This is a genomic window from Chitinolyticbacter albus, from assembly GCF_024437655.1.
In the GTDB taxonomy this organism is placed as follows: domain Bacteria; phylum Pseudomonadota; class Gammaproteobacteria; order Burkholderiales; family Chitinibacteraceae; genus Chitinolyticbacter; species Chitinolyticbacter albus.
Genome location: NZ_JANBVF010000026.1, coordinates 1 through 22189, shown reverse-complemented (window position 1 = coordinate 22189; position 22189 = coordinate 1). Strand labels below are relative to the sequence as shown.

At 65.3% G+C, this 22189-nt stretch carries 18 protein-coding genes and 1 tRNA gene; 10 read left to right on the top strand and 9 right to left on the bottom strand.

The features are described 5' to 3' along the window. Positions 1 to 52: 52 nt before the first annotated feature. Positions 53 to 2992, bottom strand: a complete 2940-nt coding sequence (locus NLI84_RS14415) for an Rne/Rng family ribonuclease (protein WP_255991224.1) — start codon at positions 2990 to 2992, stop codon at positions 53 to 55. Between the two features lie 616 nt (positions 2993 to 3608). Between NLI84_RS14415 and NLI84_RS14410 the strand changes: the two genes are divergently transcribed. From NLI84_RS14410 to motD, 5 genes are read left to right on the top strand one after another with little or no spacing between them, the layout of a single operon-like run. Then, positions 3609 to 4568, top strand: coding sequence for an RluA family pseudouridine synthase (locus tag NLI84_RS14410; protein WP_255991221.1), 960 nt, complete (start codon positions 3609 to 3611; stop codon positions 4566 to 4568). Continuing rightward, on the top strand, positions 4568 to 5224 hold the full coding sequence (locus tag NLI84_RS14405) for an HAD-IA family hydrolase (RefSeq protein WP_255991220.1): 657 nt from the start codon (positions 4568 to 4570) through the stop codon (positions 5222 to 5224). Before NLI84_RS14410 ends, NLI84_RS14405 begins: the two co-directional genes overlap by 1 nt. Then, positions 5221 to 5631: a Rieske (2Fe-2S) protein gene (locus NLI84_RS14400; protein ID WP_255991219.1), complete on the top strand. Its 411-nt coding sequence runs from the start codon at positions 5221 to 5223 to the stop codon at positions 5629 to 5631. Before NLI84_RS14405 ends, NLI84_RS14400 begins: the two co-directional genes overlap by 4 nt. 18 nt (positions 5632 to 5649) lie before the next feature. After that, on the top strand, positions 5650 to 6585 hold the full coding sequence (locus tag NLI84_RS14395; protein WP_255991217.1) for a S49 family peptidase: 936 nt from the start codon (positions 5650 to 5652) through the stop codon (positions 6583 to 6585). A gap of 32 nt (positions 6586 to 6617) precedes the next feature. Then, positions 6618 to 7421: a flagellar motor protein MotD gene (gene motD, locus NLI84_RS14390; RefSeq protein WP_255991216.1), complete on the top strand. Its 804-nt coding sequence runs from the start codon at positions 6618 to 6620 to the stop codon at positions 7419 to 7421. Between the two features lie 30 nt (positions 7422 to 7451). Here the strand turns inward: motD and NLI84_RS14385 are convergent, their stop codons facing one another. The 5 genes from NLI84_RS14385 to NLI84_RS14365 are packed head-to-tail and all read right to left on the bottom strand — an operon-like array spanning position 7452 to position 11296. Beyond that, positions 7452 to 7880 carry a DUF411 domain-containing protein gene (locus tag NLI84_RS14385; RefSeq protein WP_255991213.1) on the bottom strand — a complete coding sequence of 143 codons (429 nt, stop codon included), beginning with the start codon at positions 7878 to 7880 and terminating at the stop codon, positions 7452 to 7454. 58 nt (positions 7881 to 7938) lie between these two features. Continuing rightward, positions 7939 to 8412: a cupredoxin domain-containing protein gene (locus tag NLI84_RS14380; protein ID WP_255991212.1), complete on the bottom strand. Its 474-nt coding sequence runs from the start codon at positions 8410 to 8412 to the stop codon at positions 7939 to 7941. Positions 8413 to 8450: 38 nt separating this feature from the next. Continuing rightward, complete coding sequence (locus NLI84_RS14375) at positions 8451 to 9749, bottom strand: multicopper oxidase family protein (RefSeq protein ID WP_255991211.1); 1299 nt, start codon at positions 9747 to 9749, stop codon at positions 8451 to 8453. Beyond that, positions 9746 to 10906, bottom strand: a complete 1161-nt coding sequence (locus NLI84_RS14370; protein ID WP_255991210.1) for a hypothetical protein — start codon at positions 10904 to 10906, stop codon at positions 9746 to 9748. The genes NLI84_RS14375 and NLI84_RS14370 overlap by 4 nt, the downstream gene beginning before the upstream one ends. 48 nt (positions 10907 to 10954) lie before the next feature. Further along, on the bottom strand, positions 10955 to 11296 hold the full coding sequence (locus NLI84_RS14365; RefSeq protein WP_255991209.1) for a hypothetical protein: 342 nt from the start codon (positions 11294 to 11296) through the stop codon (positions 10955 to 10957). Between the two features lie 149 nt (positions 11297 to 11445). On the opposite strand from NLI84_RS14365, the gene NLI84_RS14360 reads away from it, so the two are divergent. Continuing rightward, positions 11446 to 13200 (top strand): ATP-binding protein, encoded by a 1755-nt coding sequence (locus NLI84_RS14360; RefSeq protein WP_255991208.1) that lies wholly within the window; start codon positions 11446 to 11448, stop codon positions 13198 to 13200. Positions 13201 to 13261: 61 nt separating this feature from the next. Here the strand turns inward: NLI84_RS14360 and NLI84_RS14355 are convergent, their stop codons facing one another. The 3 genes from NLI84_RS14355 to lplT are packed head-to-tail and all read right to left on the bottom strand — an operon-like array spanning position 13262 to position 18769. Continuing rightward, the gene (locus NLI84_RS14355; protein WP_255991204.1) at positions 13262 to 16354 is read right to left on the bottom strand and encodes an efflux RND transporter permease subunit; all 3093 of its coding nucleotides are present in this window, start codon (positions 16352 to 16354) and stop codon (positions 13262 to 13264) included. Next, positions 16351 to 17475 (bottom strand): efflux RND transporter periplasmic adaptor subunit, encoded by a 1125-nt coding sequence (locus tag NLI84_RS14350; RefSeq protein ID WP_255991203.1) that lies wholly within the window; start codon positions 17473 to 17475, stop codon positions 16351 to 16353. The genes NLI84_RS14355 and NLI84_RS14350 overlap by 4 nt, the downstream gene beginning before the upstream one ends. Continuing rightward, entirely contained in the window at positions 17468 to 18769 is a 1302-nt protein-coding gene (gene lplT / locus NLI84_RS14345) for a lysophospholipid transporter LplT (RefSeq protein ID WP_255991202.1), read from the bottom strand. The genes NLI84_RS14350 and lplT overlap by 8 nt, the downstream gene beginning before the upstream one ends. Before the next feature lie 186 nt (positions 18770 to 18955). Between lplT and NLI84_RS14340 the strand changes: the two genes are divergently transcribed. From NLI84_RS14340 to NLI84_RS14325, 4 genes are all read left to right on the top strand, one after another. Then, positions 18956 to 19582 carry a DedA family protein gene (locus NLI84_RS14340; RefSeq protein ID WP_255991201.1) on the top strand — a complete coding sequence of 209 codons (627 nt, stop codon included), beginning with the start codon at positions 18956 to 18958 and terminating at the stop codon, positions 19580 to 19582. After that, positions 19579 to 20649 carry an alanine racemase gene (alr, locus tag NLI84_RS14335; protein WP_255991200.1) on the top strand — a complete coding sequence of 357 codons (1071 nt, stop codon included), beginning with the start codon at positions 19579 to 19581 and terminating at the stop codon, positions 20647 to 20649. The genes NLI84_RS14340 and alr overlap by 4 nt, the downstream gene beginning before the upstream one ends. 111 nt (positions 20650 to 20760) lie before the next feature. Continuing rightward, positions 20761 to 21984, top strand: a complete 1224-nt coding sequence (locus NLI84_RS14330) for an aspartate kinase (RefSeq protein ID WP_255991195.1) — start codon at positions 20761 to 20763, stop codon at positions 21982 to 21984. A gap of 57 nt (positions 21985 to 22041) precedes the next feature. After that, positions 22042 to 22135, top strand: a tRNA-Ser gene (locus NLI84_RS14325). The last annotated feature ends 54 nt before the right edge of the window (positions 22136 to 22189 follow it).

Genomic DNA, 22189 nt, shown 5'->3' with positions numbered 1-22189 from the left:
GACCGCAAAAAAGCCGCCATGGACCGGCGGCTTCTTTGCGGTGCCATATGGTTTATTGCTCGCGCGTTTCGACCTGGGTCAGCGGAGTGCTGGCTTCGGGCGCTGGCGTGCTGGCATTGCGGCGACGGCCACGCGGTGCTGCGGTTGCGGCTTCCTCAATCGTCGGAGCGGGTGCGGGCACTGCGTCACCGCGGGTTTCCACCATCTGCAACGGTGCATCGGTGCTGCCGGTGCTATCGCGCTTCACATCGCTGCGGCGGCGGCGGCTGGATGCCGGAGCCGGTTCTGCCGCCGGGGCGATGGGGGCATCGCTGCGCGTGGCAACCATGACCAGGCCGACCGCTTCCGGAGCAGCCACTTCCAGCTTGGGCGCTGCCGGGGTTTCGAACACCAGCGCGGTCTGGGTTGGCTGCTCGGCTACGGCGGGCTCGGCACCGGCGTGCTCGACAACCGGTTCGGCGGCCACAGGGGCCGGCGCGGCGACCGGTTCGCTGACGGCGGGCTCAAGCGCTGGTGCGCTTACGGGGGCTGCCACGACGGGGGAGGCTGCAACTGCCAAGGCTTCAGCCTGCACTTCAGTGCGCACCTGCACTGCCACCGGGGCCGCTTCCTGTTCCGTAACCGATTCAACGGCACCGATAACGGGTGCAGCATCAACAACGGCCTGCGGCGCTTCGTCGGCATCGGACGACTCGATCACGGCGTTGTTGTCCTCGGAGGCGATGCCACCTTCACGATCGCGGCGTTCGCCACCACGACGGCCACGGCGACGGCGGCTACGGCCTTCGCCGGTGCCTTCCTGCTGCGGCTGGCCTTCCGGTGCGATCAGCGCTTCTGTGACCGAAGCGTCGACCGGCGTTTCCTCCAGCGCGGCCGGCGCGACGACCTGATCGGGCTTGGGTGCGCGCTCATTGCGCGGCTGGCGCGGACGACGTTCGCGTTGCTCGTTCTGCTCGGCGCGTTGTTCGTTACGCGGTTCCGGACGCTCGGCACGCTGCTCGCTACGTTCCGCGCGCTCGGCGCGTTCGGGCTGGGCCGGGCGCTCGTTGCGACGGTTGTTGCGCTGATCTTCCTCGATACGCGGCTTGCCGCCACGGCGATCATTCTGACCCTCGGCACGCTCGGTGCGCTCGCCGCGTTCCTGACGTTCGCCACGGTTACCGCGCTGACCACGTTCCTGGCGCTCGCCACCGCGCTCGTTGCGATCGCGCCGGCCATTGCGGTTGCCCTGTCCCTGCTGGCGCTTGGGTTGCTCGGCGGCGGGAGCCGGCTGCGCTTCGGTCAGGCTGCGGAACCAGCCGGTGAGGCGGGTCCACAGCGACGGGCCGGCCGGCGTGGCGCTGGTCTGCTGTTGTTGGATGTCGCGAGCCGAAACGGGAGCGGGCTGGATCGGCGTGATGCCCTTGACGGCAGCTTCCGGGCGCTTGGCCTGTTCTTCCTTGGCGCGACCGGGCTGATAGCCTTCCTCAGCCGGCGTTTCCATCATCTTGTACGACGGCAGGATTTCTTCGACCTGGTTCAGTTCGTCGTGGCGCAGACGCTGGATGGTGTAGTTCGGCGTTTCGAGGTGGATATTGGGGATCAGCACGACCGCGACCTTGAGGCGGGCTTCGATGGCGTGGATCTCGGCGCGCTTCTCGTTCAACAGGAAGGTGGCGACGTCGACCGGAACCTGTGCATGCACGGCGCCGGTGTTCTCCTTCATCGCCTCCTCCTGCATGATGCGCAGGATGTGCAGCGCCGACGATTCGATGCCGCGGATCACGCCGTTGCCATGGCAGCGAGGGCAGGTGATGTGGCTGGTTTCCTCGAGCGAAGGCTGCAGGCGCTGGCGGGAGAGCTCCATCAGGCCGAAGCGCGAGATCTTGCCGGTCTGGACCCGGGCGCGATCGTGGTGCAGTGCTTCGCGCAGGCGGTTTTCCACCTCGCGCTGGTTCTTCGGGTTTTCCATGTCGATGAAGTCGACGACGATCAGGCCGCCGATATCGCGCAGACGCATCTGGCGGGCGATCTCGTCGGCCGCTTCCAGATTGGTCTTGAGCGCGGTTTCCTCGATGTCGCTGCCCTTGGTGGCACGCGCCGAGTTCACGTCAACGGAATACAGCGCCTCGGTCTTGTCGATGACGATGGCGCCGCCGGAGGGCAGCGTCACTTCACGAGCGTAGGCCGATTCGATCTGGTGTTCGATCTGGAAGCGCGAGAACAGCGGCACGTCGTCCTGGTAGAACTTCACGCGCTGCGTGTTGGCCGGCATCACGTGGCTCATGAACTGGCGGGCCTGCTCGAAGATGTCGGCCTTGTCGATCAGGAGTTCGCCGATGTCCGGCTGGAAATAGTCACGGATGGCGCGGATGACGAGGCTCGATTCCTGATAGATCAGGAAGGCGCCCTTCTGCGAGTTGGCGGCGCCTTCGATGGCGTTCCACAGCTCGAGCAGATAGTTGTTCAGATCCCACTGCAGCTCTTCGACCGTGCGGCCGATGGCGGCGGTACGGGCGATCAGGCTCATGCCCGGCGGCGTGACCAGCTGGTCCATCACCGCGCGCAACTCATTGCGCTCTTCGCCCTCAATGCGGCGCGAAACGCCGCCGCCACGCGGGTTGTTCGGCATCAGCACCAGATAGCGACCGGCCAGGCTGATATAGGTGGTCAGCGCCGCGCCCTTGTTGCCGCGCTCGTCCTTCTCGACCTGAACGATGACTTCCTGGCCTTCACGCAGCTGGTCGGCAACGCGGCCGCGACCACCGTCACCCTCGCTCATATAGACGCGGGAAATTTCCTTGAAGGGGAGGAAGCCGTGGCGCTCGCAACCGTAGTCGACGAAGCAGGCCTCAAGCGAGGGCTCGATGCGGGTGATGACACCCTTGTAGATATTCGATTTCCGTTGTTCCTTACCAACGGTCTCGATGTCGAGGTCGATCAGCTTCTGGCCGTCGACGATGGCGACGCGCAGCTCTTCGGCTTGCGTCGCATTAAACAGCATGCGTTTCATTCAAGGCTCCTGCACGCACTCGCTACGGCGGGAGCCCCGGCAGGCGGCACCGGAACCCGGAGAAACAGACAGGCGCCCAACGCGCGGACGCAATCGGGGCTGGTCGGTTCCTGACTGTGAATAGACGGTCGCGGGGTCGGGTGGGGCGTTCCTCTAAGGTTGCGCGATAAAGCGCAGACTGGGGCCGGGGTGTCCAGGGCTGGCTGCGGCACGGCATGTGCGGCGGGTGCTTCAGCGCTGGCATCCACGTCTGTGTCCACCCGGCGATTTCCCTCGGGAATCCCGCCGTGCGGACCAAAACCGTGTGAGTGCGTTACATGTACAAATCAATTACCATCGCTACTTTTTTGCGGTGAGCAAGGTTAACCGCCTCCCGTATCCAGACCTGTCCGGTCGCGTCACCAGCGGTACCCGCGCTTGCACTCCCCAATGAATAAAGAACGCCAAATCGGCGGGGGAGGGGCACACTGTGGTACGGCGGGAAAGTAATCGCGGGTGTTGAACGGCCGGAGCGACCAAAGAACGGGAATCAAGCATTGCGGCATCGAAAGCAACGGCGTAATCCGAAGAACGGACCCGTTCCGGTATGCTGCAACGTGCAACAGAGTATAAGTCAATGTCACAGACTAGCAAAGCGTCCGTCACCTTCGTGACCATCGACGCCGAGGGCGCCGGGCAGCGCCTCGACAATTTCCTGCTGCGCGAACTCAAGGGCGTGCCCAAAAGCCGTGTCTACAAGCTGATCCGTGGCGGTGAAGTGCGCGTCAACAAGGGGCGTGCCGACGCCATGCAGCGGCTGGAGGCGGGCGACGTGGTGCGCATCCCGCCGGTGCGCGTCGCCGACAAGCCGGATCTGGCGCCCGCCGCCGCGGCGAGCGAGCGCATCATGCTGCCGGTGGTATTCGAGGACGAGGCGCTGCTGGTGATCGACAAGCCGGCTGGCATTGCGGTGCATGGCGGATCGGGCGTGAGCTTTGGCGTGATCGAGCTGTTGCGCGCGCAGCGCCCGCAGGCGCGTTTCCTGGAGTTGGTGCACCGGCTCGATCGCGAAACGTCGGGTTTGTTGATCGTCGCCAAGAAGCGCAGCGCGCTGACCGCGATGCATGACCTGCTGCGTGACGGCCACGACATCGACAAGCGTTATCTGGCGCTGGTGAAGGGCGCCTGGCCCGACGAGAAGCGCAATCTCAAGTACAAATTGTTCAAATACACGACGCCGGATGGCGAGCGCCGGGTGCGCGTGGCGCCGGACGGGCAGGATGCGCACACGGTAATCTATCGGCGCGAGCGCTGGGATGACGCTGCATTGGTCGAGTGCGAACTCAAGACCGGCCGCACCCATCAGATCCGCGTGCACCTGGCCACCGCCGGTTTCCCCATCCTTGGCGATGAGAAGTATGGCGATTTCGCGCTGAACAAGGCACTGGTACGCCGGGGCCTCAAACGCATGTTCCTGCATGCCTGGCGGCTGGGTTTCCGTCATCCGATCACCGGGGTGCCACTCAAGCTGGAGGCGCCTTTGCCGCCCGAACTGGCCGGTTACGTGACCCACCTCAACCAACAGGAGTCGAACTGATGCCGCCACTCTCGCTCTTGGTCTTTGACTGGGACGGCACGCTGATGGATTCGACCGGCACCATTGCCCATGCCATCCAGCGCGCATTCGACGATGTCGGCCTGCCGGTGCCCAGCGAGCGTGACGCCCGCTTCGTCATCGGCTATGGCCTCGCCGAGGCGATGGCGTACCTGGCACCAGGGGCCGACGCGGCGATGATCGCCCGTATCGTCGATGCCTACCGCACGCACTATCTGGCGCAGGACGAGGCGCTGGTGCTGTTCGAAGGCGTGCGCGACTACCTGCCCAGGCTGCGCGACGCTGGCTACACGCTGGCGGTGGCCACCGGCAAGTCGCGGGTGGGGCTTGATCGCGCGCTGACCACGACCGGACTGGGCGCCCAATTCCTGGTGACGCGTACCGCCGACGAGGCCTTTTCCAAGCCGCATCCGGCCATGCTCGAATACATCGTCGATTTCGCCGACGTCGCACCCGCGGCGACACTGATGATCGGCGACACCACGCATGATCTGCAGATGGCGATCAATGCCGGTACCCACAGCGCGGCGATGAGCTACGGAGCGCATCCAATCGACGATCTGTTGCCACTGTCGCCGCTGGCACATTTTGACCGTTTTCCTGACCTGGCCGAATGGCTGCTGGCGGCCCGGGCATGAGCGCATCCGTCGCGACCGACGTGCGTCCGGGCGACGATGTCGGCCTGATCGCGCCGGGCGCCGCGATCTGCCCGGCCGGGACGCTGGCCGATCGTGGCCTGGGTGTGCGCTTTACGCTGGAGCTCGCTGGCGAGGTGGTTCCGGCTTTTGCCGTGCGCTTCCACGGACGGGTGCGCGGCTATCTCAATCGTTGCGCGCATATTCCGATCGAACTCGACTACCGGCCGGGCGACTTTTTCGACCTGTCGGGCAACTATCTTGTCTGCGCCACGCACGGCGCCTACTATGCCCCGGATAGTGGGCGCTGCCTGGGCGGACCCTGCCCGGGGCGCAGCCTGGCGGCGCTGCAGCTGATCGAGCGCGACGGCATGGTCTACCTCGCCGACGAGCCGATGTCCTTCGACTAATCAATTTCTGGATATTCCATGCAAGACAACTGGGAACGCGAAGCCCTCAATCAATTGCTGCAGGCTGGCATCAAGGAGCAGCGCCGCACGCGGCGCTGGGGCATCTTCTTCAAGCTCTTGGGTTTCGGTTACCTGTTTGTGGTGCTGGCGCTGTTCATGGGCTGGTTCGGCGACCGTGCTGCTGACGATGTGAACGTGGGGCCGCACACCGCCCTCGTCAATCTCGACGGTGTGATCATGGCGGGCGGCGAAGCCGACGTGGCAACGGTGGCGCAGGGTCTGCGCGATGCCTTCGAAGACAACAAAACCCGCGGCGTGATCCTGCGTGTGAACAGCCCGGGTGGCAGCCCGGTGCAGTCGGGCCAGCTGCATGACGAGATCGTGCGGCTGAAGAAGCAGCATCCCAAGATTCCGCTTTACGTGGTGGTCGAGGATATCTGCGCCTCGGGCTGCTATTACACGGCGGTCGCCGCCGACAAGATCTACGCCGACAAGGCCTCCATCGTCGGCTCGATCGGCGTGCTGATGGATGGCTTTGGCTTCACCGGCACCATGGAAAAACTGGGCGTCGAGCGCCGCCTGCTCACCGCCGGCGAAAACAAGGGTTTCCTCGATCCGTTCTCGCCGCTGAGCGATACGCAGCGCGCCAAGGCGCAGGAAATGCTGGGCGAAATCCACCAGCAGTTCATCGGTGTGGTGAAGACTGGCCGCGGCAAGCGCCTGGTCAATGATCCGGACCTATTCTCCGGCCTCGTCTGGAGCGGCGAGCGCAGCGTGAAGCTGGGCCTGATCGATGGCCTGGGCTCGGTGGACAGCGTGGCGCGCGACGTGGTCAAGGCCGAAGATATCGTCGACTTCACGCCGCAACCCGATTATCTGGACCGGCTGGCCAAGCGGGTTGGCGTGGCCGCGGCGTCCACGCTGGGGGCACGGCTCGACGCGCAATTGCGCTAAGAGCCCGATCAGGCGCTAAGGAGAGGTGGGCGATGGCACGGCGCAAGCGCGAAGCAGAGCACGAGAATCACGAACGTTGGCTGGTGTCCTACGCCGACTTCATCACGCTGCTGTTCGCGTTCTTCGTCGTGATGTACGCGATCTCATCGGTCAACGAAGGCAAGTACCGCGTACTGTCCGATTCCTTGGTCAACGCATTTCGCAACGACCCGGCGACCGAGCTCGCCACCATCCGTTACCAGCACTCGGACAATACGCCAAAAAAGCCGATTGCCCCACTCAAGGTGACACCCGCGCCAAATACGGCGCATCTGCAAGAAGAGGCCCGCCGCATGCGTGGCATGGCGGGCGATCTGCGTGGCACGCTGGGGCCGCTGATCCGCGACGGCAAGGTGCGGGTCACCCAATCGAAGCGCGGTATCGCGGTGGAAATCAGTGATTCGGTGTTGTTCGAGACCGCCAAGGCCGATCTGCAGCCCGACTCCATCGCCGCGCTATCGGCGGTGGCAAGGCTGATCCGCGATACCGACAATCTGGTGCAGGTCGAGGGTCACACCGACAACCAGCCGATTGCATCGCCGCAGTTCCCGTCGAACTGGGAATTGTCTGCGGCGCGGGCGGCCTCAGTGGTGCGCTTGTTCGGCGGCGAAGGCGTGGCGCCGCAGCGCATGGTGGCGATCGGCTATGGCGAATACCGTCCGGTCGAACCCAACGACAGTGGCACGCAGCGTGCGCGCAACCGGCGTGTCACGCTCAATATCCTGGCGGACAACCGCGACGAGATCGCGGTGCTGCCGGCCGACGGCGCGAACGACACGCCGCCAGCCGCGCAATAGCGCCTTGCCAGCACCATTGCACCGGGTTGCCTAGTACTTGCCCCAGTCCTGGGTCTTGCCATCGCGGGTGATCGCAACCACCGGCAAGGTGCCGGTCTTGTGCTCGCCCATGCCCGGCGAATCAGCGGGCATGCCGGGCACCGCGATACCGCGGATCGCCGGTTTCTCCTGCAACAGCTTGCGGATCGCCGCTACCGGGACGTGGCCTTCGACGGTGTAGCCGCCGATCACCAGCGTATGGCAACTGGCGGCGATATCGCTGCCGTGCTGTTGCTTGATCGCATCCATGTCCTCGCGATTTTCGACGACTGGACGGATGCCGTTGGCGTTGAGGTAGCTGGCGTACTCGGCGCAGCAGCCGCAGCTGGCGCTTTTGTAGAGCTTGGCCGGGGCGGCCTGGGCGAGCGCGGCGAAGAGCGCGAGGCAGGTCGCGATGAACATGCGGTGGCGATTGAGCATGGGAGTCTCCTGGGAGCCGGACCGGTGCGGCCGGCTCCGTGATGGGTGGGCTGGGTGCTTACTTGGCGAGCTGCACGGTCTGCTTCATCCCGGCGTCGAAATGCCCCGGGATCTGGCAGGCGAACACGAGATCCGCGCTGCCGGCGAAAGTCCAGATCAATTCACCCCGCTCGCCGCCTGCCAGCGACAGCGCGCCGGGGTCGGCCTCGTGCTTCATATCCGGCATCTTCTTCATCATCAGCGCGTGGGCGCGCTGGCTGGCGGCGTCACCGATCGAGAACTCGTGCGTGAGCTTGCCCGTGTTATGGACGCGGAAGCGGATGGTCTCGCCACGCTGGATGTCCTTGAGTGGTGGCTTGAAGGTGAAGCGCATGTCGTCGCCCGCGGTAACGTCGACGGTGCGGTTAACGTCGCCGGCCTTGCCAGGCTGGCCGAAGCTGTAGCCCTTGCCGTGGCTGCCATGGTGGCCGGTATCGGCCGAGGCATAGGCAGTGGCGAAGAGCAGGGCGGTGGTGAGCAGCAGTCGTTTCATTTGGGTGGTTCCTGTCTGAATTGAGAGTGTAAGGGGATTCAGCGCGGCAGGCCGTCGGCGCGACGGGCGTCGACGCGCGTGGCGACAGTGCCTGGCGGATGCGCGTACCAACCTGGATCGCGATAGTCGCCAGGAGCGAGGTCGTTACGTACCTTGAGCGTGGTGAACATGCCCCCCATCTCGATCGCGCCGAACGGGCCTTCGCCGGTCATCATCGGCAAGGTGTTGGGCGGCAGCGGCATCATGTCGCCCATGGCGGCCATGTCCTGCATCTCGGCCATGCCTTCCGAGCCCATCGCCATATAGTGCTCGCCGGGGAACAACTGCTGGATGCGAGCGGTGGCGCGCTGCTGGTCCACACCGAGCAGGTTGGGCAGGCCGTGTCCCATCGGCCCCATGGTGTGGTGCGACTTGTGGCAATGGAAGGCCCAGTCGCCCGGGGCATTGGCGATGAACTCGATCACCCGGATCTGGCCGACCGCGACATCAGTCGTCACCTCCGGCCACTGCCCCGCCTCCGGGATCCAGCCGCCATCGGTGCCGGTCACGCGGAAATCGACGCCGTGCAGGTGGATGGGGTGATTGGTCATCGTCAGGTTGGCGACGCGGATGCGCACCCGCTCGCCGGTGCGCGCCACCATGGTCTGGATGGCGGGAAAGGTGCGGCTATTGAAGGTCCACAGATTGAAGTCGGTCATTTCCGATGGATCGGGGCGCCGGGTGCCGGGATCGATCTTGTAGCTGGCCAGCATCAGCGCGTAGTCGCGATCGACCGCGCGCTCGCCCGGCCGTTTCGGATGCACGATGATGAGGCCCATCATGCCCTGTGCCAGCTGCAGCATTTCGTCGGCATGCGGGTGATACATGAAGGTGCCGGATTTGGTCAGCGTGAATTCGTAGACATAGGTTTCGCCGGCCCGGATCTGCGGTTGCGACAGCCCGCCCACGCCGTCCATGCCGGCAGGCAGCAGGATGCCGTGCCAGTGGATGGTGGTGTGCTCGGGCAGGCGGTTGGTCACGTAGATCCGCACCCGGTCGCCCTCGATCGCCTCGAGGGTGGGGCCGGGGCTGCCGCCGTTATAGCCCCAGAAGCGGGCGACCATGCCGGGAGCGACTTCCTGCTCGATCTCCTCAGCGATAAGGTGGAACTCCTTCACGCCATCGTTCATCCGGTAGCCCAACGCGCGGCCGTTGAGTGTGGTGACTGGCGTATGGCCGGTGCGGGAACGGGGCGTTGCCGTGGTGCCGGCTGGGGGGGCGGCCTTGGCTGCGTGGGTGAGCGGCAACGCCAGGCTGGCCAGCGCGCCGGTGCTGCCCAGGAAGGTGCGACGATTCATGGCTGTCCTCCGGTAACAAGCGGTGCGGGTAGCGTGCCGCCCAGCTGCACTTGTAGGTAGGCCAGGGCGATCCATGCGTCGCGCCGCGCCGCGACTTCGTCTTGCCGCCCGGCCAGTTGTTCGCGCTTGCGTTCGAGCAACGTATCCACCCCCGCCAGCATGCCGTTGTAGCGCTGCAGCGCGGCGCGGGTGGCGGCCGCTTGCAGCGGTTGCCGCGCGGCGGCCAGCTCGGCCTGGCGCCAGGCGAATGCTGCCTGTTGCTGTGCCGCCAGCACCGCATCCTCCAGCTCACGCAAACCGGTGTGTGCGGCCAGTTGCGCTGCGGGCCAGCGCGTGCGGTCGCCGTCGTCGGCGAGCAAGGTCGTGTTGTGGCCGAGCGGCAGGGTGATGGTCCGGGCCGTGATGTGGGGTGCCTGGACTGCTTCGGCAGTCGCTTCGGCGCGCAGTGCCTGCTTGAAGGCCGATGCGTGGCGCCGCGCGAAATCCAGCAGGGCTGTCGTGTCGTCCAGCCAGACGGGGCGGGAGGGCAGAGGCGGCAGGCCGGTGGTTCCGGCTTCGATGGTGACCGGCAGGCCCAACTGGCTGTTCAACGTACGCTGCGCAGCGCGCAGGGCCGATGCGGCGTGAGCCAGCTCGGTTTCGGCCTGCAGGGCCGCGAGTCGGGCCGCGAGCAACTCCGGTTCGGCGAGGTTGCCGGCGTGTGCCTGAGCCTCGGCCAGTTCGGCATGGGCCAGCGCGGCTTGCCGTGCCTGCTCGGCGGCATCGCGCCCGGCTTGCGCTGCAGCGAGTGTGTACCAAGCGGACTGCGCCTCTGCGATCGCCGCAAGCACGGCGGACCGCAGCGTATCGCCGGGGGTGCTTGGGCCGAGTACATCGCGAGCGATGTCGAGCGTGCCTGGCACCTTGGTCAGTGCTTGCGCCAGGGCATCGGGGGCGATACCGCGCTCAAGATAGCGCGGTTGCAGGGCAGGGTGGGTGACCAGGGCGCGGCGCACGGCCCGGTCGAGCGACAGCGGGTTGTTGGCGAGATCGGGCCCGCTGATTTCGACTTCGCGGGCGAATCCCGCAGGGGAAGGCGCGGCGTGCAAAGGCGCGACGAGCGCGATGCACGCCGCCGACGCGGCCACGAGCGGCCGCATCCGGCATTGCGTATGCATGGGGTATCTCCGTTGAATGATGAAACGTCGCGTAGCGACGGACAACGCTCAATCGGTGATCGGGGGGCGAAATAGCGGCTGGGGCGGCTGCGAGGGTGACAACTTCTCGACGGAGAACGGTGCCGCCAGCCGGTGCGGTGCGCCGCTGAATGCCATGCTCAAGAGCGGCGGGTGGCAGATGGAACACTGGCCACAGTCGAGGCAATCGGCATGCTGGGCCGGCTTGCCCGGCGCCATATCGCCGCTCTCGCAATGTTCGGTGGTCGCCGTGTGCGAAACCGGGTTTGCCGGATGCGTCGGCAGACTGCCCATGCGCGCAGCTGAAGCCCAGCCCTGCAGGGGCAGCAGGGCGATTAACAGCAGCAGCAGATAGCGGCGTAGCGTGGTCATGGCGCAGGAAAGAGTGCTGCAGCGGCCGGAAAGTTCGCGCCGCGAAGCGGGAGTTGGACAAACGCGGCCACCGTGCCCGCCGATGGCATGCACAGGCGACGATGCCGCCTCGCTATACTAAGCACCTCAGGGGTAACCATGACAAAAAAATGAAGCGCCTACATGACGACCCGCAAGTCATCCTGCATACCACGCGGTTGTTGTACCGAAATGCCGCCCTGGGCCAAGCGGCTTCGATCGCCAATGCATCGTTGCTGAGTTACGCCTTGTGGTGGGTGGAGCCCCAGGCGGCTGTGCTGGTGTGGTGGAGCACGGTATTCGTGATTTCGTCCTACCGCTTTCTGGTGGCCAGGCGGTTCGAGCGCACCGAGGTCAATGTCGACAATGCCCCGCTCTGGCGTCGCCACTACCTCTACGGCACGGTGTTCGCCGGAATCTGGTGGGGCTGCGGTGGCGCGTACTTCATGTTCGATTCGCCCGAGATCGTGCGCTACCTGATCGCGCTGGTGTATGCCGGCATGGTGGCGGGCGCGGTGCCCATACTGGCGCCGGTATTGCCGGCGCTGGTCTGGTTCGCCTTGATGCTGGTGGCGCCGATTGCCATCCTCGCGATCCGCGAGGGCAGCATGGTGAGCAACATCTTCGGCATGATGTGCGTGCTGTTCCTGTATGCGGTGCTCAAGAGCGCCAGCTACTTTCACGAAGTGCTGACCGAGGCCATCGCACTCGATACCGAGAAGACGCGGCTGGTGGTCGACTTGCGACAGGCCAAGCAACTGGCCGAAGCCGCCAGCGCAGCCAAGGGGGAGTTCCTGGCCAATATCAGCCATGAAATCCGCACCCCCATGAATGGCATTCTTGGGATGGCGCAGCTGTTGGCACGCCATCCGCTCGATGCCGAATCGCGCGAGCAGGTGGAAATCCTGCGTGGCTCGGCCGATGCGCTGCTCACCTTGGTGAACGATGTGCTCGATCTATCGAAAATCGAGGCCGGGCGCTTCGAACTCGATCCCATCCCCTTCGCCTCCGCCGAGCTGATGCGCGACCTCACTCGCATGTTCGGGCCCATGGCGCACGCGCGCGGCCTGCATTTTTCCGCGCAACTGAGCGATGGCGTGCCCGAATCGCTGCTGGGCGACGTGACCCGGCTCAAGCAGGTGTTCGTCAACCTGATCGGCAATGCGCTCAAGTTCACCGAGCGCGGTGCCGTGTCGGTGCAGCTTGCCGCGTTGCGGCTGCGCGACGGGCGCTACTCGGTCCAGGCCGAGGTGCGCGACACGGGCATCGGCGTGCCGGCGGCGCGACGAAGCAGCATCTTCGAACCGTTCTCACAGGGCGATCGCACCATCGCCCGCGAATATGGCGGCACGGGGCTGGGCCTCTCCATCGTCAGGAAGCTGGTCGAGTTGATGGGCGGGCGTATCTGGGTCGAGGAAAATCCGGGAGGTGGCAGCGTGTTCCGCTTCCACGCAGAACTGGCCGCCGCCGAACTGGTACGCAGCACGCCACCGCATGGTCTGCAGGTGTTGCTGGCCGATGACAACCTGATCAATCGCATGGTGGCCGAGCGCTTTCTCAGCCATTCCGGCCACTACGTGACGCTGGCCGAAAACGGGGTCGAGGCGGTCGATGCCTGCGAGCGCATGCAGTTCGATGTGATCCTGATGGACCTGCAAATGCCCGAGCTTGGCGGCATCGAGGCCAGCCGGCTGATCCGCGCGCGCGAGGTGGTCAACGGCCGACCCCGCCAGCCCATTGTCGCGTTGTCGGCCAACGTGCTGGATGCCGACCGCGACGACTGCCACGCGGCCGGCATCGATGATTATCTGGAAAAACCGCTATCGCAGCAGCGGCTGGACGAGGTGCTGGCACGCATCACCGCGCAGCCCAACGCCACGCCTTAGTGCTTGCCCTCACCGTGAGTAGCGCTGGCGGCCGCACGATCACCGGCTCGCCCGCGCGGGATCAGCGCGGTAGCTCGTCGTGCAGCGCCATCGGGCGTTCACGCTGCCAGCGGCGGGAGACGGTGTCGAAGGTGAGGAACAGCACCGGGGTGATGTAGAGCGTGATCAGCTGCGAGAACAGCAGCCCTCCGACGACGACAATGCCCAGCGGCTGGCGCAGCTCGGCGCCGGCGCCGATGCCGAGCGCGATCGGCAGCGCGCCCGTGGCGGCGGCGAAGGTGGTCATCATGATGGGCCGAAAGCGCAGCAAACAGGCCTGGCGGATGGCATCGAACGGGCTCATGCCCTGGCCTCGCTGCGCTTCCAGCGCGAAGTCGATCATCATGATGGCGTTCTTCTTGACGATGCCGACCAAGAGCAGGATGCCGACGAGGGCAATGAAGCTGAGCTCCAGCCCGACAAGCTCCAGCGACAGCAGCGCGCCGATGGCTGCCGACGGGATGCCGGCCAGGATGGTCACCGGGTGGATCCAGCTCTCGTACAGCATGCCGAGGATCAGGTAGATCACCGCCACCGCGATCAGGATCAACCACAACTGCGTGGTCTGGGTATCGGCGAACAGTGCCGCTTCGCCAGCGAAGCCACCGAACACATAGTCCGGCATCGCGATCTTCGCCTTAGTCGCCTCGATTTCGGCTGCCGCTTCCGACAGCGAATGGCCCTGGGCCAGGTTGAACGAGATGGTGACGGCGGGCAGCTGGGCCTGGTGGTTGACGGCGGTGTTCACCGGTTCGCGGCTGACCTTGGCGATGGAGGACAGCGGCACCAGCGTGCCGTCTCGGCTGCGCACGCGCACCTGGTCGATATCGCTCTCGTCGCTGCGGTATTGTTCGGCCAGCTCCATGATCACCGGGTAGCTGTCCTGCGGCAGGTAGAGCGTGGAGACCTCGCGGCTGCCGAAGGCGGCGTAGAGCGTATCCCTCAGCGTCTGCATGTCGACGCCGAGAAGCTGTGCACGATCGGTGTCGATGGTCAATCTCGCCTGCAGGCCATCCTTCTTCACGTCCGAGGTTACGTCGGCGAGCACGCTGGACTGGCGCAGTGCGGCGATCAGCTTGTCCGACCACTCATAGAGGCCGTCGGCGCGCACGGCCTGCAGCGTGTACTGGTAGCTCGACGACGATTGCCGGCCGCCAACGCTGAGGTTCTGCGTCGGCCGGAAGAACACGCGCACTCCCGGCACGCCGCTGGTGGCACGGCGCAGTTCGGCTAGGATCTGCGGCATCGGCGCGCGCTCGCCGCGCGGCTTGAGGTTGATGAATAGTCGGCCGGTGTTGCCCGAGTTGCCAACGTTGGACACCACGGTGGCGATGTGTGGGATGGCGGCCACGCGAGCGGCGATCTGCTGCTGCGCGGCCAGCAGCGCGGGGTAGGAAATATCCTGCGGGCCTTCCACCGTGCCCTGGATCTGGCCGATGTCCTCCTGCGGGAAGAAACCCTTGGGGGCGATCACGTAGAGCCAAGCGGTCAGCGCGAAGGTGGCGAGCGCGACGAGCAGGATCAGCCACTGGTGGGCGAGGCCCCAGTCCAGCGTGCGGCGGTAGCCGGCGAGCGTATTGTCAAAGAGGCGCTCGAAAAAACGGCTCCACGCCGGCGCGGGCCGGGTGTCGTGTTCCGGTTCATGCTTGATGAAGCGCGAGGCCAAGAGCGGTACCAGCGTCAGCGAGACGGCGGCCGAGACCAGGATGGAGAGCGACACCACCGCGGCGAATTCGTGGAACAGCCGGCCGATGACGCCGGGCATGAAGAAGATGGGGATGAACACCGCCACCAGCGAGATCGAGATCGACACCACGGTGAAGCCGACCTCGCGCGCGCCACGGATCGCCGCCTCGAACGGCTTCATGCCGTTCTCGACGTGGCGCACGATGTTCTCCAGCACCACGATGGCGTCGTCGACGACGAGGCCGACCGCGACGGTAAGCCCCATCAGCGAGATGTTGTCGAGGCTGTAGCCGAACCACAGCATCAAGCCGAAGGTGGCGAGGATGGACAGCGGCACCGACACCGACGGAATCAGCGTTGCCGACAGCCGGCGCAGGAACAGCAGGATCACCAGCACCACCAGCGCGATGGTGCCGAGCAGCGTGAGGTTCACGTCGTGGATCGCCGCGCGCACCGAGGCCGAGCGATCGTTCAGCTCGCGGATCTCGATCGAGCCGGGCAACTGGGCCTTGAGTTTGGGCAGCGTGGAGCGAATCGCGTCGACCACCGCCACGGTGTTGGCACCCGGCTGGCGGCGGATGGCGAGCACGATGGAGCGCTCGCCGTTCACCCAGCTGCCGCTCTTCACGCTCTCCACGCTGTCGCTGATGGTGGCGACTTCAGAGAGCCGCACCGGCTGGCCGTTCTTCACTGCCACGATCAGCGGGGCGAAGTCGGCCGCGTTCTTCAGTTGGCCGGTCTGCAGGATCAGCACCTGGCGCTGGCCTTCGAGCTGGCCGACCGGCGAATTGGAATTGGCGTTGCGCAGGCTGCTGGCGAGCTCGGGCAGGGTGAGATCGCGGCCGGCGAGTTTTTCCGGGTCGACTTCGATGCGCACAGCGTATTTCTTCTGGCCGAAAACGTCGACCTGGGCCACGCCGCTGATGGTCGACAGCGACGGCGCCACCAGGTTGTCCGAGTAATCGTTGAGCTCGGCCAGCGACAGCGATGGCGACGACAGTGCGATCAGCAGGATGGCCGCGTCCGCCGGGTTCACCTTGCGATACGACGGTGGGCTCGTCATGTCGTCCGGCAGCGCGCGATTGGCGCGATAGAGCGCCGCCTGCACGTCGCCCGCCGCCGAATCGATGTCGCGGCTGGGGTCGAACTCCAGCGTGATCGAGGTGCTGCCCAGCGTGCTGGACGAAGTGATCACCGCCACGCCGGGGATGGTCGAGAACTGCTTTTCCAGCGGCGTGGCCACCGACGTGGCCATGGTTTCCGGGCTGGCGCCGGGCAGGTTGGCCGAGACGTTGATGGTCGGCGTGTCGTAGGTCGGCAGCGCCGCGATCGGCAGCTTGAGCCAGGCGGCGATGCCGGCGATGACGACTGCAATCCAGACCAGATACGTGGCAACCGGCCGCCGGATGCAGACCTCGGAGATATTCATCGCCCGGCCTCGCGGGCAGCGTTGGCGGTACGCTGACCAGCTTGCACGACGGCGACCTTGGCGCCGGGGCGCAGGTTCTGGCCGCCTTCGCGCACCACCTTGTCGCCGGCCCTGATGCCGTCGACCACGGCGCGTTCGGCGACGATGCGGCTGACGGTGACGGGGACATCCTTCACCGTGTCATCAGGCTGCAGCACGTAGACGAAGCGGCGATCGGGCCCGCTGAGGATGGCCTCAGCCGGCACCACGATGGCGCCCGATTGCACGCCGGCATCGACCTCGACCCGGGCGAACAGGCCCGGCCACAGCTGGTGGTCGGTATTGGCGAATTCGGCTTTCAGCTTGATCGTGCCGGCGTTGCGATCGACCGCGTTGTCGATGAAGACCACGCGGCCGGAGCGCGTACTGCCGTCGGCGAGCTGGGCATGCGCCGCCAGCTGGCCCTTGGATTGACTGGCCAGCAGCGCCGGCAGTTCGCCCTCCGGCGCGGTGAATTCGATCTGGATCGGATCGAGCTGCACCAGCGTGACCAGGGGATCGGCGCTGCCCGGTTGCGCCAGGCTGCCCTGGTGCACGGTGATGGCGCCGGCGCGGCCGGCGAACGGCGCGGTCAAGCGGGTATACGACAGCTTGACTTGGCTGGTCACCAGATCCGAGCGCGCCGCGGCGAGCTCGGCCTTGAGCGAGTCGACCTGGCTTTGCGTGGTATCGATGGCGCTGGGCGAGAGGAAGCCCGATTTGGCGAGCTCCTTGTTGCGGCGCAGGTTCTGCTCGGCCAGCGCAAGGTCCGCCTCGGTCTTGCGGATCACCGCCGCGTTGCGCGTGAGCCCGGTTTCATCCTCGCGGGCATCCAGCGTGAACAGCAATTGGCCCGCCACCACGTTCTGCCCGTCCTGGATATGCACCTGGCGCACGGTGCTGGAGACTTGCGCTCGGATGTCGACCTGGTTGATAGCCACCACATTGCCCTGGGCAGCGATTGTCAGCGGCATGTCTACACTGACCGCTGCGACGACGGCGACCTTGGGAGTGGGCGCTTCGTGCGGCTTCTGTTCCTTCTGGCCACAGGCGGCGAAGAGGGCAAGCAGGAGTGGAGCGACGAAGATGGTTGTTCTAGTCATGCATGATGCCTGCGCGTAAACCCCGCCGGTAGCGACGGGTGATCCAGATCATGGCCACGGCAACCAGCAGACCGAAGCCGGTGATGATCGCCGTCATCGGCGGCACGCCGCCGGCAAACTGCCGCAACACCACCTCGGGCGCCCCCGCCGGCGCTGGCACGCTGAAATGCGATACCAGCCAGGCATGTGCTCCGACCATGACGAGGATGCCCAAGTTCTCGTTGAAATTCTGTACCGCGATCGAGTGGCCGGCGCCCATCAGCAAATGCCCGCGATGCTGCAGCATGGCGTTCAGTGGCACGACGAAGAAACCGGCCAGCCCTCCGACCACGAACATTAGCAACGCAGCCAGCCAGGTTTGGTTGACAAACTGCATGGCGACTACCAGCACGCCCATGGCGACGCCGGCAGGCAGTACCGCAAACGCGCGCTTGAGCGGCACGTAACGGCCCGCCAACACCGCGCCGAATGCGGTGCCAAAGGCGACGAGTGCAACGAGGCGCGTCGCCTGCTCCAGGCTGAACGACAGCCACAGTACCGCCCAGTTGATGACGACAAGGCGCATTGTTGCGCCGGCGCCCCAGAACAAGGTGGTGACCGCCAGCGACAGCTGTCCTTGCGGATCACGCCACAGCCGCGCCACGCAGTGGACGAACTCGCGGATCAGCGCGATCGGCGCGACGCCGAAGGGCTTGAGCTGCACATTGAGCCGCGGGATATAGAGATTGACCCAGGCGGCGGCGAAATAGACGGCGAGGATGAACAGCACGGCGAATTGGGCGGGACTCAGCCAGTCGGCATGGCCCAGCTCCAGTCCCCAGTCGGCGATCCGCGTCGACATCCGGTCGCCGACCAGGGCGCCGCCGATCACGGTGCCGAAGATGATGGCAGTGACAGTGGCGCCTTCCAGCCAGCCGTTGGCGGCAACGAGTTTCTCGTGCGGCAGGTATTCGGTGATCAGGCCGTACTTGGCCGGCGAGTAGGCGGCGGCACCGAAGCCGACCAGCGCGTAAGCGAGGATGGGTGGCGCGCCCAGCAGCATGCCGACACAGCCGAGGATCTTGATGCCGTTGCACAGCATCATCACCTGGCCCTTGTGCAGCGCATCGGCGAATGCACCGGCAAAGGGCGCCAGCACCACGTAGGAGACGGTGAAACTCCACAGCAGCATGGACTGGTGCCATTCGGGCGCCGCCGATTCGCGCAGCAACGCCAGCGCGGCGATGAACAGGGCGTTGTCGGCCAGCGCCGACAGGAACTGGGCACCCAGTATCAGGTAAAAGCCGCGATCCATAACGGGTGCAGGCCTCGTTCGGTCAGGATCGATCGGTTATATCACGTTTCGATGACAGCTCCGACCGTGTGCGGATTTTTGTAAGCCAGACCGGTTTCAACAACGGTACTCTTGCACCGGCGATCAGGAGTGGCGCCGCCTCCGTGCTATGATCCGCCATCGCGCTTTCCCCGCGCCAGGTTGCTGATGGACATCCTGCATTACCTCGTCACGATATTTACCGATTACGGCTATCTTGCCGTCTTCCTCGTCCTGCTGATCTGCGGTTTTGGTGTGCCGATACCCGAGGACATCACCTTGGTCGCGGGCGGCATCATTTCCGGCCTGGGCTATGCCCATGTCCATACGATGTTTGCCGTCTGTATGGCCGGCGTGCTGGTTGGCGACGCCACCATGTTCTGGCTGGGCCGCCACTACGGCACCCGCGCATTGAAGTGGCGCTGGGTTGCGCATGTGCTGACGCCGGAGCGCTACGAAGCGGTGCAGGACAAGTTCGCCCGCTACGGCAACCGTGTGCTGTTCGTCGCGCGTTTCCTGCCGGGCTTACGTTCCCCCATCTTCCTCACCGCCGGCATGAGCCAGTGCGTGCCGTTCTGGCGCTTTTTGCTGCTCGATGGCTTTGCTGCGCTGATTTCGGTGCCGGTCTGGGTCTATCTCGGCTATTTCGGCGCCAACAACCATGAATGGCTGCTCAAGTGGATCAAGCGCGGCCAGGCCGGGATCTTCGCGGCGCTGGGCATCGGCGCGGTGCTGGTCGGCATCTGGTATTACCGTCGCTGGCGCGCGCGCCGGGCGGTCGAGGAAATCCAGTGAGCCGTCCGATCCGCGCGCTGATCCACGCCGATGCCTTGCGCCACAACTATGGCGTGGCTAAGTCGCTGGCGCCGCATAGCCGCGTATTCGCCGTGGTCAAGGCTCAGGCCTACGGGCACGGACTGATGACGGCGGCCGCCGCGTTCGGCGCGGTCGACGGCTTTGCCATCCTGGAAATCGAGGGCGCACGCAGCCTGCGTGCGGCCGGGTACACCCAGCCCATCCTGTTGCTCGAAGGCGCGTTTTCGCTGCCTGAGTTGCGGCTGGCGAGTGAGCTCGACCTGTGGCTGACGGTCCACGACGAGGCAGGCCTTGCCCGGCTGGAGGCCGAAACGCTGCCGCGACCGGTGGCGGTGTTCGCCAAGCTCAATAGCGGCATGAATCGTCTGGGGTTTCCCGCCGAAGAGGTCGCCACGGTGGTGGCGCGCTTGCGCGGCAATGCCAACGTGGGCGAGATCACGCTGATGACGCACTTTGCCACGGCCGACGAACCAGCACGCGGTATCACTGGCCAGCTGGCGCGCTTCGAGGCAGCGATTGGCTCGTTGGCCCTGCCCGTGACCGTGGCCAACTCGGCTGCGCTGATCGCCTATCCCGAGGCACGGCGCGACTGGGTTCGGCCCGGCATCATGTTGTATGGCTCGTCACCGTTTGCTCACACACCGGCGGCGGAGCTGGGTTTGCAGGCCGCGATGACGTTGCAGTCCGAAATCATCAGCGTGCAGCGGCTGCAGCCGGGCGATACGGTCGGTTACGGCGCAAGCTTTGTCGCCGCGCGCGCGATGACGATAGGTATCGTTGCCTGCGGCTATGCCGATGGCTATCCACGCCACGCCGGCACCGGCACGCCGGTGCTGGTCGATGGGATGCGTACCCGTCTCGTCGGTCGGGTATCGATGGATATGCTGGCGATCGAGCTCACCGACGTCCCTGGCGTGGGCGTCGGCAGTGCGGTTGAACTCTGGGGCCAGCAGCTGCCCATCGACGTAGTCGCGGCCGCGGCCGGTACGATCGGTTACGAATTGATGTGCGCAATCTCGCCCAGAGTGCCGGTTCAGGTGGTGTAAGGCCTCGAAAAGGCGAGCGGCTTTCTTTACAATGCCTCTTTTCGTCGCCGTGCAGCTTCGCGCCGAGACGTTACCCATTACCCGCACCATCCTTCTTCAACAGGTTGCAACATGGCATTGATCGTTCAGAAATACGGCGGCACCTCGGTCGGCACGCCCGAGCGCATCAAGAACGTGGCCCGTCGTGTGGCCAAGTTCAAGGCGCAGGGCCACGATGTGGTGGTCGTGGTCTCCGCGATGAGCGGCGAGACCAACCGCCTGATCGCGCTCGCCAAGGAAGTCCAGGCGAATCCGGATCCACGCGAACTCGACGTGGTGATCTCCACCGGCGAACAGGTGACCATCGGCCTTCTGGCCATGGCGCTCAAGGATGCAGGCATCGAGGCCAAGTCCTACACCGGCGCACAGGTCAAGGTGCTGACCGACTCCTTCTTCACCAAGGCGCGCATCCAGTCGATTGATGACGTGCCGATGCGCGCCGATCTCGCCGCTGGCCGCGTCGTCATCGTCGCCGGCTTCCAGGGTGTGGATGCCGAAGGCAACATCACCACGCTGGGCCGTGGCGGCTCGGACACCTCGGGCGTGGCGCTCGCCGCCGCGCTCAAGGCCGACGAGTGCCAGATCTATACCGATGTCGATGGCGTCTACACCACCGATCCGCGCGTGGTGCCGGAAGCGAAGAAGCTCAAGACCATCACCTTCGAGGAGATGCTGGAAATGGCCAGCCTCGGCTCCAAGGTGCTGCAGATCCGCTCGGTGGAATTCGCCGGCAAATACAATGTGAAATTGCGCGTGCTCTCCAGCTTCCAGGAAGAAGGCGAGGGCACGCTGATTACCTTCGAGGAAGACCCGAACATGGAAAAGCCCGTCGTCTCCGGTATCGCATTCAACCGTGATGAGGCCCGCGTCAACGTGACCGGCGTGCCCGACAAGCCCGGCATCGCCTACCAGATCCTGGGCCCCGTGGCTGACGCCAACATCGACGTCGACATGATCATCCAGAACGTCGGCCAGGACGGCACCACCGACTTCAGCTTCACCGTGCCGAAGAACGATCTCGCCCGCACCATCAAGGTGCTCGAAGGCGTGCAGGCGCATATCGGTGCCAAGCGCATCGACGGCGACGACAAGATCTGCAAGGTGTCCATCGTCGGTGTCGGCATGCGCTCGCACGTGGGCGTGGCTTCGACCATGTTCCGCACGCTGGCCGAGGAAGGCATCAATATCCAGATGATCTCGACCTCGGAAATCAAGATCTCGGTCATCGTCGACGAAAAGTATCTGGAGCTCGCCGTACGCGTGCTGCACAAGGCGTTTGGCCTCGATCAGGCCTGATCGCGATAAGCGTTTGACGCATGCGGGATCGGCAGGTATGATCCCGCTTCCCTTGACGGAGACGTGGATGAGTGGCTGAAATCACTCCCCTGCTAAGGGAGCATAGGGGCCAAAACCTCTATCGAGGGTTCGAATCCCTCCGTCTCCGCCAGCGGACCTTCGATGGCAACATCGCAAGGTAGCAACTAAGGTAAGAAACAGCGCG